This is a genomic window from Pseudarthrobacter sp. J1763 (assembly GCF_050490295.1).
GTDB lineage: Bacteria > Actinomycetota > Actinomycetes > Actinomycetales > Micrococcaceae > JBNPEO01.
The window spans coordinates 1-12,296 of record NZ_JBNPEN010000012.1; the positions used below are offsets into that span (position 1 = coordinate 1).

General features: G+C 58.1%; 11 protein-coding genes. 4 read left to right on the top strand and 7 right to left on the bottom strand.

The window, feature by feature from the left end; translation table 11 throughout:
* Nucleotides 1–12: 12 nt before the first annotated feature.
* Nucleotides 13–1,314 carry an ISL3 family transposase gene (locus ACQQCD_RS11365; protein WP_364275828.1) on the bottom strand — a complete coding sequence of 434 codons (1,302 nt, stop codon included), beginning with the start codon at nucleotides 1,312–1,314 and terminating at the stop codon, nucleotides 13–15.
* Nucleotides 1,315–1,341: 27 nt separating this feature from the next.
* Here ACQQCD_RS11365 and ACQQCD_RS11370 point away from each other — a divergent pair, with 27 nt between their 5' ends.
* The 3 genes from ACQQCD_RS11370 to ACQQCD_RS11380 are packed head-to-tail and all read left to right on the top strand — an operon-like array spanning nucleotide 1,342 to nucleotide 3,771.
* A complete protein-coding gene (locus ACQQCD_RS11370; RefSeq protein ID WP_430268497.1) occupies nucleotides 1,342–1,806 on the top strand; it encodes an RNA polymerase sigma factor in 465 nt (154 codons plus the stop codon).
* 2 nt (nucleotides 1,807–1,808) lie between these two features.
* Nucleotides 1,809–3,242, top strand: a complete 1,434-nt coding sequence (locus tag ACQQCD_RS11375; protein WP_430268498.1) for a hypothetical protein — start codon at nucleotides 1,809–1,811, stop codon at nucleotides 3,240–3,242.
* A gap of 10 nt (nucleotides 3,243–3,252) precedes the next feature.
* Nucleotides 3,253–3,771: an 8-oxo-dGTP diphosphatase gene (locus tag ACQQCD_RS11380; RefSeq protein WP_430268499.1), complete on the top strand. Its 519-nt coding sequence runs from the start codon at nucleotides 3,253–3,255 to the stop codon at nucleotides 3,769–3,771.
* A gap of 78 nt (nucleotides 3,772–3,849) precedes the next feature.
* Here ACQQCD_RS11380 and ACQQCD_RS11385 read toward each other — a convergent pair whose 3' ends face one another.
* From ACQQCD_RS11385 to ACQQCD_RS11410, 6 genes are all read right to left on the bottom strand, one after another.
* Nucleotides 3,850–5,004, bottom strand: a complete 1,155-nt coding sequence (locus tag ACQQCD_RS11385) for a bifunctional 2-methylcitrate synthase/citrate synthase (RefSeq protein ID WP_430268500.1) — start codon at nucleotides 5,002–5,004, stop codon at nucleotides 3,850–3,852.
* A gap of 85 nt (nucleotides 5,005–5,089) precedes the next feature.
* Complete coding sequence (prpB, locus tag ACQQCD_RS11390; RefSeq protein ID WP_430268501.1) at nucleotides 5,090–5,995, bottom strand: methylisocitrate lyase; 906 nt, start codon at nucleotides 5,993–5,995, stop codon at nucleotides 5,090–5,092.
* On the bottom strand, nucleotides 5,996–7,513 hold the full coding sequence (locus tag ACQQCD_RS11395; protein ID WP_430268502.1) for an MmgE/PrpD family protein: 1,518 nt from the start codon (nucleotides 7,511–7,513) through the stop codon (nucleotides 5,996–5,998).
* Entirely contained in the window at nucleotides 7,510–8,172 is a 663-nt protein-coding gene (locus ACQQCD_RS11400) for a GntR family transcriptional regulator (RefSeq protein WP_430268503.1), read from the bottom strand. The genes ACQQCD_RS11395 and ACQQCD_RS11400 overlap by 4 nt, the downstream gene beginning before the upstream one ends.
* A gap of 71 nt (nucleotides 8,173–8,243) precedes the next feature.
* Entirely contained in the window at nucleotides 8,244–8,975 is a 732-nt protein-coding gene (locus tag ACQQCD_RS11405) for a response regulator (RefSeq protein WP_430268504.1), read from the bottom strand.
* On the bottom strand, nucleotides 8,972–10,615 hold the full coding sequence (locus ACQQCD_RS11410) for a sensor histidine kinase (RefSeq protein WP_430268505.1): 1,644 nt from the start codon (nucleotides 10,613–10,615) through the stop codon (nucleotides 8,972–8,974). Before ACQQCD_RS11410 ends, ACQQCD_RS11405 begins: the two co-directional genes overlap by 4 nt.
* A gap of 200 nt (nucleotides 10,616–10,815) precedes the next feature.
* Here ACQQCD_RS11410 and ACQQCD_RS11415 point away from each other — a divergent pair, with 200 nt between their 5' ends.
* Nucleotides 10,816–12,153, top strand: a complete 1,338-nt coding sequence (locus ACQQCD_RS11415) for a cation:dicarboxylate symporter family transporter (RefSeq protein WP_430268506.1) — start codon at nucleotides 10,816–10,818, stop codon at nucleotides 12,151–12,153.
* The last annotated feature ends 143 nt before the right edge of the window (nucleotides 12,154–12,296 follow it).

Below are 12,296 nucleotides of genomic sequence, written 5' to 3' on the forward strand. Positions count from 1 at the left end.
GGCTCTTCGGAATCAAGGGTGTAGCGAGGGTCTGAAACCTCCGGCCTCGAGCAGGCTCCTGGCTGTGTAGTTCGCGAGGTTGCGGAAGCCGAGCGCGGAGCCGCGGAGGTGCTCGAGTCGGCCGTTGATCGCCTCTGTCGGACCGTTGCTCGTGCCGGGCAGGTCGAAGAACGCGAGGACGTCCGCGGCGCGCTGCTTCAACGTCCGACCGAGCCGGCGAATCTCGGCCAGCATCGCGGGGACGCCGCTGCTGACGGAATCGATCACCGACCGCATCATCTCCTTCGCCTTCTTCTTGTCGGGTTCGCGGTAGGCGGCGACGATGCGCTGGTAGATGCCCCAGGTCGCTTCGACCTCGACGTGCTCCTCGACCGCGAACACCGCGTCCAGCCGTGCGGTCTGCTTCTCGGTGAGGAAGCTCACGCCGGTGTGGAGGGTGCGGCGGACCCCGTAGAGCGGGTCCCCGGCGTGACCGCGGTGCCCGAGAGTGTCCTGCTGAACCCTCTGCCGGGTCCGGTCCAGGGCGTCACCGGCGAGCCGGACGACATGGAACGGATCCATCACCGGGACCGCGTCGGGGAGTTCCTCGGACGCGGCGGTCTTGAACCCACTGAACCCATCCATCGCGACCACTTCGATCTGCTTCGACCACTCCTTGGGCCGGGCGGCGAGCCACTGCTTGAACACCGCCTTCGACCGACCCTCGACCATGTCCAGCAGCCGTGCGGGACCTGTCTTGTTGCGGGCGGGCGTGAGGTCGATGATCACGGTCACGTACTTGTCACCGAACCGGGTGTGACGCCAGACGTGCTCGTCGACGCCGATCGTGGTGACGCCGTCGAACCTGGCCGGATCGTCGATCAGCCGCCGCTTGCCCTCGGCGAGGATCGCGGTGTTCGCGGTGTGCCACGACACACCCAGGCCTGCCGCGGCGCGGGAGACGGTGAGGTGGTCGACCACGATCGCCTTCAGCGCCCACCCGACCCCGCCGCGGGAGATCTTCGCCCGCGGCGCCGCCGCGTTCGTCGTGTCCTGCCGCCAGGTGCGGCGGCAGTGGCCGCACCGGTAGCGGCGCACCCGCACCAGCAGCGTCGTGGGCCGGTGCCCGAACGGCTCGTGCGCGAGCGGACGCGTCACGGTGTCGCGCGGCACGCCCTCGGCGCCGCACTTCCGACACCACGGGTCATCGTCAACGACGCGGCACTCGAGTACCGCCCGGTCGGGCTCGATCAACTGGCCGATGGCTTCGAGGCCGAGCTCATCGAGACGGCAGAACGTGGTGAGGTCAGGGGTCGCGAACGTAGGGTGGTGCAAGTCGAGGTCTTCCGGCAGATGGGCAGTGTGAGAACTTCCATCCTGGAAGACCTCGACGTCTATCCACGAACCAGCCGCCGACCCTCGACTACACCCTCAACTGCGAAGAGCCTCTTTCGTCTAGCGTGGCAAAAGTCAGAACTTCACCCTGGAATCGGTTGGCTACTAGCTACAGCCCGGAACGTTGTAGGCAACGAGTACAAGGCACGCGAACGCAGCCAAATGCTCCAAGAGCGGCTCCAGCAAGAGGCTATGGCGGCAGAATCCGAGCACAACACCAACGAACGTGCACTCGTAGCGCAAGTCCTAGAACAACTCAGTGAGAAAGAACGAGAAGTTCTCATGCTCAGTTACTGGGATGACCTGACCACCATTGAACTTGCAGAGGCGCTGGGTTGTAGCCCAACGGCCGCCGGTGTGCGCTTGCACCGAGCACGAAAATCTTTCGCTAAACACATTCCTGCCCAGCTCGCACAAGAAAGGACGGCCTAGTCATGGACCGCATTGAAGAGCTTATGAAGGCCGCCCGTCCCAACGTTGCGGATCCCAAACTGCCTGCTGCCGGTACAGTCCCCGGCGCCCAGGCTCCGTTGGGAGGTGCGGTAGTGCCTGATGAGGTAGGTTCGAAGTCCCGCTTTGGGACAGAAAGCCCTGACGCAGCCCCCGAGCATCTGGGTGAAGTTTCCACTGGATCGGTAGACGAACTGGAGCTCGCCCGGGCACGGCGCAAGCGTGGCACGCTTCGAGCCATAGCTGCAGTTGTGGCGGTTGCTGCCGCCGCTGCGGCGGTAGTTATAGGACTGAATCTGGCCCCGTTACAGCCGAAGCCAAGTCCTGCAACCAACCCGAACAGCGCCTCGCCAAGCCCTACAGCCTCAAGCTCGCCGTCAACCAGCGCAGCAGCACTGACAACGGGCGGCGTCGCTTGCACGGTAGAGAACATTGACGAGCGGATGAATACCCAGAATCCCCAAAACACTCCCATTGCCCCCGCCAACCAGGGGTATTACAAAGTACTCGGTTGCGCGGACGGCTGGTTGGCCTATGAGATTTCTGATGCGGGAGTTCGAGCCATGAAGCTGGACGGGGGCAACGCTTGGTACATGATCGCAAAGGTCAGCAACGGGCGGTTTTTGCATGACTCTGCCGCTGACTGGTCCACAGTACTGAACTGGGAATTCCAAGCCATGAATAACAGTGTTGGTGCCGACGGAAAGCAATTAACAGCACAAGAAGCGATGGACGCGGAATTCACGGCGAAGGGAATTCCCGTCCAGATTCGCCAGTCGTTGGTGGGTAAAGGACCCGGCGCCGGTGCGTCTGCCACACCTACCGGAACTGCAACCACCAAAAAATACAGCGGCGCTAACGGTGTAGTCAGTTTCCAGTATCCGAGCGATTGGACCGTGGCGCCGTCCACCGGCGCAAATGGTGGTGGCGCCACAGGGGCAGGCGCAGTGAACCTGACGGTCAAAGACGCTGCCGGGAAAGAAATGGCGAAATTGAGCTACGGCGGCGAGGTGGGCGGACTTGGTGGTGCTTGCGGTCCGGAGCGGTACCCCTACTCGGTTCTGGACTTTGAAGAAATGAATCTTCCTTATAACGCGGATGTTCCGGCCTCAGTGACTCCGCGGTTCACATATCGCGCAGTGGAACAAAGCGGCAAGGTGTATGGAACCCTTGGTCTGACCACCACAACGGCTGGAACCGACGGGACCACTTGTATGTTCTACAACGTTGTAAACGGCCCAACTGCAACGTCGAGGATCTACAGTTTCGCTGACGTCTTTGAATATAGCGCCTCAGCACCGGCGGATCCTGCGCTCCATACATTCAACTCGATGAACGAGGCTCAGGCGTACATGCTGACTCCGGAGTACCAGCAACTGCGTGCAATGCTGACCTCATTGAAAATCACCACACCGTAGGCTTGGTCTTATGACACCGGCGCCCGTTACCCTCTGCTTCCTCCTCGACGAAACATCAGGTGACGGGCACCTTGTACTGCTGGGCCTCAAAAAGACAGGCTTCGGTGCCGGGAAAATTGTGGGGATTGGCGGACACGTGGAACCGGGAGAGTCAGTGGCCCAGGCTGCGGCACGCGAGGTCTTTGAAGAATGTTCTGTGATCGTGCGGGAAGAACATCTTCAGCCGGTGGGCAGCATTCTCTTTACGTTCCCCACAAAGCCTGAATGGGACATGGATACCACTCTCTTTACTGCACGTCACTGGGAGGGCACCCCCACCGAAACGCACGAAATATCTCCGCAGTGGTTTGACATCAACGAACTTCCTTTTTCGCAGATGTGGGAGGACGCCAGGCATTGGCTCCCGGCAGCGCTTGACGGAGAAGTAAAGCGTTTGGAAGTCCGCCTCAAGGAAGATCACCAGAGTGTTGACTCCGTCACCAACCTGGGCCCGAGCAATCCGGAACCCGGAGTCCACACGGACATTTAAAAGCACGACGACGGCCAGGTCACCAGTATGGGTGACCTGGCCGCCGTCGTACTTCTTTTGGATGTCTGAATGGCTGAGTTAGCCGAGGTGCCGTTCCTCCACGCCGTTGTAGGCGCTCAACGGACGGATCAGCGAGTTGGAAGCAAGCTGCTCCATGATGTGAGCTGTCCAGCCAACAATTCGGCTGGCTACAAATAGCGGGGTGAACGTGGGGGTATCAAAACCCATCAGGTGGTAGGTGGGGCCGGCAGGGTAGTCGAGGTTAGGTTTGATGGACTTCGCCTCGTCCATGGCCTGCTCTAGACCGTTGTACAGTCCCAAAAGTTCTGGCCGGTTATAGTGCTTGACCATATCGTCCAGGGCAGCCTTCATGGTGGGCACACGGGAGTCACCGTTTTTGTACACACGGTGGCCGAACCCCATCACCTTTTTCTTCGCTGCAAGTGCTTCTTCCATCCAGGTCTTGGCACGGGCAGCAGCCTCAGCCTGAGTTTCTTCAGGGCGAATCCCAATTTCATCGAAGGTGTGCATCACAGCCTCGTTGGCGCCCCCGTGGAGAGATCCCTTCAGGGCACCGATGGCAGCTGTCACTGCCGAGTGAAGGTCAGACAGTGTTGAGGTCACCACCCGTGCGGTGAAAGTGGAAGCGTTGAACGAATGCTCGGCGTAAAGGATCATCGAAACGTTGAAAGCTGACACCACTTCGGGGGCTGCCTCTTCGCCGAACGCCATCCACAAGAAGTTTGATGCGTAATCCAAATCTTCACGGGGCGCCACTGCTTCTTGACCGTGCCGGCGCCGCTGATCGTACGCCACAACGGCCGGCATGGCCGCCAATAGGTCAATGGATTTGCTCAGGTTTGCTTCGGCGGAAGCATCCTCCGCAAGCGGATGGCGCGCGCCCAGTACGGACGCCGCTGTGCGGCACACATCCATGGGGTGGGATTCGAGGGGGAGTGTGTCAATGATCTGTTTGAGCACTGGATCAAGCGCTCTGGACGAGCGCTCGCGGGCAGTGAATTCCGCCAATTGCTCAGCGGTGGGCAGTTCTCCGTGCCACAACAGGTATGCCACTTGCTCAAAGCTGCATTTCGCAGCCAATTCTTGAACTGGATAACCACGGTACAAGAGTGAGTTACTCTCGGGGTTAACCTTTGAAATAGCGGTGAAATCAACCACCACTCCGGCTAGGCCCTTGTGAACCTCCTGGGCCGATGCTTCTTGGTTGCTCATGGGACTCCTTTGTCTGTCTAGTGCTGCTAGCTGCGTTGCGTCCGCTGAGGTTATATTCAGCTTCAGCGGATATTCACTGATTTGGCTAGTGCCGTCCAGGAACGTGGAAGTTGAAAACTCCCGTATCGAATTGGTTGTAGGCCTCGTAGTCCACTAATTCGTAGAGACGTGCTCGTGTCAACATATTGTGCACTTGTTGTTCTTGGGTTCCCTCGGACTTGATGGCGTCCAGAGTTCGCTCGGCTGCACCCATGGCAATTCTCAAAAGTGTCACAGGGTAAATCACCATGTTGATCCCCACGCTGTGGAGTTGTTCAAGAGTAAATAATTCGCTCTTTCCAAACTCTGTCATATTCGCCAAGATCGGCACATCCACAGCATCACGGATAGCTTGGAATTCGCCGAGATCTTTCATCGCTTCCGGGAAAATTGCGTCCGCGCCAGCCTCAACTAGTGCACGGGCACGGTTCTTCGCTGCCTCTAAGCCGTCTACTGCGCGAATGTCGGTGCGGGCCATGATCAGGAAGTTGGGATCCCGGCGGGCATCTGCGGCAGCCCGAATTCGCTTGACGGCAACGTCCTCGTCAACCACGTTTTTTCCGTCAAGGTGTCCACAACGTTTGGGATTGAACTGGTCCTCAATATGGCAACCGGCAAGGCCAGCATTCTCCAGTTCTTGGATGGTGCGAGCAACATTCATGGGCTCGCCAAAACCTGTATCCGCATCAACAATCGAGGGCAGGTTGGTCATTCGAGCAATCTGCCCGGCCCGCTGTGCCACTTCAGTGAGGGTGGTCAGGCCAATATCCGGCAGACCAAGATCGTTGGCCAGGACGGCGCCTGAAATGTAGACACCCTGAAATCCTTTTTCCTCAATCAGCCGTGCCGAGAGCGGGTTAAAGGCGCCCGGAAATTGGACAGTCTCGCCGGAAGCTAGGAGGTTCCGGAAAGCAATACGCTTCTGTTCTGGGGTGGTGGAGGAATACAACATTTAGAACAGTCCCTTCGGCGCTGCTGCAAGGTCAATAACGCCCGGTGCGGCAACAATATTTAGCTGGTCCAGTTCGCCGGCTGCTAGTTCCGGAAGCTTCTGAACAGCTGTGAGGAAGCGATCAATTTCTTCTTCAGTCACTAAGCCTGTGGCCAGGGTGCGGAACTTGTTGATGTACTGCTCACGAGCAAATGGCCGAGCCCCAAGGGGGTGGGCATCGGCGACGGCGATTTCGTCAGTGATAACGGTGCCGTCCGTCAACGTAATTTCTACAGAGCCACCAAAAGCTTTCTCGGCGATGTCCAGGGAGTGGTAGCGGCGCGTCCACTCAGGGTCTTCTTCGGTGGTGACTTTGTTCCAAAGATCCACTGTGTCAGGGCGTCCTGCACGCTCCGGGGAGTACGAATCCACGTGGTGCCATGTGCCGTCTTGCAACGCAACGGTGAAGATATAGGGGATGGAGTGATCCAGAGTTTCGCGGGATGCCTTGGGATCGTATTTTTGTGGATCGTTGGCGCCAGTACCAATCACATAGTGGGTGTGGTGACTGGTCTTGATGCGGACGCTCTTGACCTTGCTGGCGTCAGTGACTTCAGGGTGTTCGCGGTGGAGTTTCCGGGCTAGGTCGATCCACGCTTGAGCTTGATATTCGGCGGAGTGTTCCTTGGTGTAAGTGTCTAAGATGGCGCGCTTTTCCTCGCCGGCCTCCGGCAACGGTACCTCGTAGGCCGCCTCCGGGCCGTCGAGTAGCCAAGCGATAACGCCGTCTTCGCCTTCATAAATTGGTACGGGTGAAGTTTGTCCCCGCATGGCGCGATCCGCAGCTTCAACTGCCATCTTCGCTGCGAAGGCCGGTGCGTGTGCCTTCCACGTGGAAATTTCGCCCTTGCGGGATTGGCGGGTTGCCGTTGTGGTGTGCAGCCCTTGGCCTACAGCTTGGAAAATGGTTTCTACGTCAAGGCCCAAAAGGGTTCCGATTCCGGCAGCTGCTGAGGGGCCCAAATGTGCAACGTGGTCGATCTTGTGTTTGTGCAGGCAGATAGCCTTCACCAAGTTGACCTGAATCTCGTAGCCCGTGGCGATGCCTCGAATCAGCTCTGCGCCACTGGCACCGGTGTGTTGTCCCACGGCAAGGATGGCCGGGATATTGTCACCGGGGTGGGAATACTCGGCCGCCAAAAACGTATCGTGATAGTCCAGTTCCCGCACCGCCACACCGTTTGCCCAAGCACCCCACTCGGGGGAGACCTTCTCGCTGATGCCGAAGACCGAGGCTCCAGTGCCGCCCGTGCTCGGCGCATGGCTGAGGGCTTGGGCGCGTGCCGCAATAATCGGACCTCGGTTCAGGGACGCAATCGCTACCGAGGCGTTGTCGATGATGCGGTTGATGACCATTTGGGTGACGTCTTCGTTCACTGCAACGGGGTCAGCCGCAACTGAAGCAATCTTCCAAGCGAGTTGTTCTTCGCGGGGGAGGTTCTCGTCGCTCTTGTAGACGCGGACGTGATGGGTTTTCACTGGGCCTTCTCGCTCTCTTCGTGTGCTTTTAGTAAGTGTTCAAGACTTTTGTGTAGATGAATGCGTGTGGCGGCGGCAGCTAAGGCGGAGTCTCCAGCAGCAATCGCGGCCGCGATGGTGGCATGCTCGGCGGCGGCTGACTGGAGGCGAGCTGGGTTATCTTTGGCCAAGCGCCGTAGACGGATGAGGTGTACCCGCAATTGTCGCTGTGCTGCTACTAGATAGCTATTGCCACAGGCTGCATCAATTTCCTCATCGAGTCGGCTAGCCAAGGAGTAGTAGGCGGTCCGGTCTGGATCTTCGTCGGTACTTGCACTGATCTGCGATGCTGCGGTTTCTAGTTGGGCCTGAAGTTCCCGGAATAGTTTGGGATTGCCGCGTTGGGCGGCGAGTGCAGCGGCTTGGGAATCCAAGGCCACGCGGAGTTCAAACAGTTCGCGCACTCTCTCGGCCGAAACATCGGTGACTACTACACCGCGCCCGCCAGTCGCCGTCGTAAGTCCTTCTGCGGAGAGCCGGCTCAAGGCCTCGCGTAGGGGAGTGCGCGAAATTCCCAGACGCTGGGACTGCTCCACCTCGGTCAGCACGGTGCCCGGGGGCAGCTGCCACTGAAGAATGTCGTCGTGGAGCGACTGGTACGCGCGCTCACTGGCTCTCATGCCTTCAGTGTATACACTAGAGGCCTTTTTTGGGAGGAAAGTGAATAAAAAACCTTATGTTGTATACAAATCTATGGATTCCATGAATATTCGTTCTCTGGGCGGCCCGGCGTGCCATAGCGCGGCGTCCGCTTGAGAACGCCGGTGTCGGAGAGGTGTTCCAGATACCTGCGTGCCGTGACGCGTGAAACTCCCACGGCGTTGGTCAGCTCAGTCGCCGAGACCGCCCCCGGGTGCTTGCGGACAAAATCGCTGACAGCTTGGAGAGTTGTCTGAGAAAGTCCCTTGGGCAAGGGGGAATCAAGCGGCGTCCGGAGGCTAGCGAACGCCTGGTCAACATCGCTTTGCGAAGCCATACTCGCGCTTGATTGCGCCAACTTGCTGCGGAAGTCGCGGTAATTGGACAGCTTCTCGGCAAAGCTCGCATAAGTGAATGGCTTGATGAGGTACTGGACCACTCCGGCGGAGATAGCGTTGCGGACCACATGTAATTCGCGGACAGCTGTAATGGCAATGATGTCAGCTGCCATCCCTGCCGCACGGATCCGGCGTGCAACGTCTAACCCGTGCATGTCCGGCAGATTCATGTCCAGTAGGACAAGATCTACGCTTTGCCCGGCGGCATGTAGCTCGTTGAGAATTCTTAGTGCAGATTGGCCGTCCGGAGCAGCGCCCGCCACCACAAAACCATCAAGCCGGTTCAGATACGCGCAGTGCGCGTCGGAGGCAACCGACTCATCTTCCACCACAAGAACTCGGATAGCTCCTGAAGGGTCAACTGCTGGGTGAAGAGTGCTACTCACAGTCCTGATTCCTTGCTGTGTTCAAGAAGCGGAATTTCCACTTCGATAAAGGCCCCTTTGGGTATGTCCGTGACATGGGTCCTTTCAATGGTCATGGTGCCGCCAAGACGGTGCACTGATTGCCGGACTAGAGCCAAGCCTAGGCCTCGACCAAATCCCTGATGAGTTTTGGACGAGTAGCCATAGGAAGCCACCTTCTCCAAGGCATCAGGGGGAATCCCAGGGCCGGTATCTTGAACGCTGATTCGCAAACAATGCTCTTCAGCCTCAAGGCTGAGCCAAATCCGGCGCTCGCCGTCTACTTGGGCCACTGCGTCCATGGCGTTGTCCAAGAGATTGCCCATAATCGTGACGAGTTCGTGCACACTGACGCCAGAACCGCTGAGTTCCCCGGAAGCGTCCACCATGAGTTCAATTCCAAGCTCATTGGCCTGGGCTGACTTGCCCATAATCAATGCGCTGATCACCGGCTCGTCCACGGAATTAAGCATGTCGTCGGTGAGTTGCTGACTCAGGTTGAGGTCTCGGGTGGCGTAATCCAAGGCTTCAGTACTTCTGCCTAATTCCATCAGGGAAACCATGGTGTGCAGACGGTTAGCGTGTTCATGAGTTTGAGCGCGCAGAGCTGTGGAAAGTGTCTTGACGCTCTGCAGCTCGCTACCTAAGGATTCGAGCTCCGTTTGATCTCGCAGGGTTGCAACAGTGCCCATAACCGGCGCGGGACCTGGCGGTGTGGCTGAAGGGCGGGCCTCTTCTTGGTTGAGTACCAGAACACGTTTTTGGGTCAGATGAATCTCATCCCGCGCGCTGCGGCCGGACCCAAAGAGTTCTTTGAGGCTGGGCGCTAGCGGCAGGGAAGCGACGCTCTGGCTTGGAGTGGGTGTGCCTGCCTTTAGGGGAGGGAGGCCCAGTAGCTCAGCAGCTTGATCGTTGTACATCACCACGCGCCGGTTGTTATCAATCAGGACCACGCCTTCGCGCACGGAGTGCAGGACTGATTCGTAATAGGCAAATAAGTGGCCCAGTTCCTCTGGGCCCCACCCTCTGGTCACGAGGCGCAAGTATCGTCCCAAGAACCATGAAGCCAAAGAGCCTGCAAGGAGTAGGGCAGTGGCAATGAACAGAAGTGCGGGAATGCGGCCGCCGATCAGAATGTCCACAGTGCGTACCGTGACACCCGAAGCCACCATGGCTCGGACAACACCGGCGGAGTCCTTGATGGGCACAATGGTGCGCACACTCGGGCCCAAGGTGCCGGCCATTACTTCAGTTTGGCTCTCGCCGGCGAGTGCCTTGTCCACAGAGCCGATGTACGGCTTGCCAATTTCAGCTGGATTGGGGTGGGTCCATCGCGTTCGGTCTGGCGCCATGATGGTGATGAAGTCAGCGTCTGCGTCACGCATAAGGGCTTTGGCGTAGGGCTGCAGCTCAGCCGTTGGATTCGCCGACTGAACGGCCTTGAGCACCGAGGGATTGTCTGCGATGGAAGCAGAAATGGTGTGCATCCGCAATCCGGCTTGGTTGTAGGCGTGGTCCCGCGCATCCACAAAAAATGCTGTTCCCACCAAAAAAGTCATGGACACCACAAAGAGTAAATGAGCCAGGAAGAGCCGGCGGGCAAGGCTCCAATGGTGATGCATTCACGCTCCTTCGCAGTGACGGTGGCGGCCTAAGTCTGTTGAGTGTGAACAATATGACCGCAACAGTGACGGCGATCACAAGCTAGGCCATGCTGATACATAACCGGGGCCCGCAATGACTATCACCTACGGTAGTCCGAGCTCCCAACTACATGCCGCATGGTATGCCCACCTGGAACCATTGATCTCAAGGAGTGCCCATGGCGACGACGCCATCGACCCCGATTGTACCGAGCACTAAACGCAAAGGACTCGACAAGTCCCATTACCTATACATCGCCGTCATCCTCGCTGTAGTTCTCGGCGCAGCAGTCGGCCTGCTCTTCCCAGATTTTGCAAAGTCGTTGAAACCTCTGGGCGACGGATTTATCAAGCTCATCAAGATGATGATTGGCCCGGTCATTTTCTGCACCATTGTGTTGGGCATCGGCTCCATCGCTAAAGCGGCAACAGTCGGCAAGGTCGGCGGCCTGGCACTGGGCTACTTTATTGTGATGTCCACCTTTGCTCTGGCTATCGGTTTGGTTGTTGGCAACCTCATCCACCCGGGTGAGGGCCTCAAGCTGGCACCATATGACCCCAACAAGAAGGCGGCAACGGACAGCACCGTTGACTTCCTCTTAGGCATTATCCCCGGCGACATTCCAGTCCTACCCACGCTGCTTGCAGCCATCCTGGTTGGTTTTGCTCTCCAGCGGATGGGTGCTGCTGGTGCTCCGATCCTCAAGGCAATCTCTCACGCACAGGCGCTCGTTTTCCGCATTCTGATTATGGTTATGTGGGTTGCCCCGATTGGTGCATTTGGTGCCATTGCTTCAGTAGTTGGCAACACCGGATTCAAAGCCATCGTCTCGATGTTCACCCTTATGGTGGCCTTTTACATCACCTGTGCGCTGTTTATCATCGTGATTCTCGGCGGCATTCTGCAGCTGGTTGCTGGCGTAAACATCTTCAAGCTGATGAAGTACCTAGCCCGCGAATACCTGCTCATCTTCTCCACCTCTTCCTCAGAGGCAGCCTTGCCGCGATTGATCGCCAAGATGGAGCACTTGGGTGTCTCCAAGCCCGTTGTTGGTGTCACGGTGCCCACCGGTTACTCGTTCAACTTGGACGGCACTGCCATCTACCTGACCATGGCGTCCTTGTTCGTTGCTAACGCCATGGGAACCCCGCTGGATTTGGGTGCACAGATTTCCCTCTTGATCTTTATGATCATCGCCTCCAAGGGCGCTGCCGGTGTTAGCGGTGCGGGTCTTGCAACGCTCGCCGCTGGATTGCAGGCGCACCAGCCGGCACTCCTTGGTGGTGTTGGCATGATCGTGGGTATTGACCGCTTTATGTCCGAGGCCCGTGCCTTGACCAACTTCACTGGCAACGCAGTGGCTACCGTACTGGTGGGTACCTGGACTAAAGAAATCAACAAGAGCCAGGTGGACCAAGTCCTTGCCGGCAACGCACCGTTTGATGAGGCCACCATGATTGTTGGCCACGAGGTGAGCGTTCCGCAGGAATCTTTGAAGGTTCCGGCCACGGCGTAATTCCCTCAGGCCACGCGGAGTGGCTGGTAAATGTTCGACGGCGGTGGCTCACCTAAGAATTCTTGGGTGAGCCACCGCTGGCTTGCTTTAGCGGGCGCTGATGAGGGGCCTTCAATCTCAACCTTCGACTTCAGGTAGAAGGT

Coding starts and splice junctions, on each gene's coding strand:
- ACQQCD_RS11375 (WP_430268498.1), top strand. CDS start 1,809: ATGGACCGCATTGAAGAGCTTATGAAGGCCGCCCGTCCCAACGTTGCG.
- ACQQCD_RS11380 (WP_430268499.1), top strand. CDS start 3,253: ATGACACCGGCGCCCGTTACCCTCTGCTTCCTCCTCGACGAAACATCA.
- ACQQCD_RS11385 (WP_430268500.1), bottom strand. CDS start 5,004: ATGAGCAACCAAGAAGCATCGGCCCAGGAGGTTCACAAGGGCCTAGCC.
- prpB (WP_430268501.1), bottom strand. CDS start 5,995: ATGTTGTATTCCTCCACCACCCCAGAACAGAAGCGTATTGCTTTCCGG.
- ACQQCD_RS11400 (WP_430268503.1), bottom strand. CDS start 8,172: ATGAGAGCCAGTGAGCGCGCGTACCAGTCGCTCCACGACGACATTCTT.
- ACQQCD_RS11410 (WP_430268505.1), bottom strand. CDS start 10,615: ATGCATCACCATTGGAGCCTTGCCCGCCGGCTCTTCCTGGCTCATTTA.
- ACQQCD_RS11415 (WP_430268506.1), top strand. CDS start 10,816: ATGGCGACGACGCCATCGACCCCGATTGTACCGAGCACTAAACGCAAA.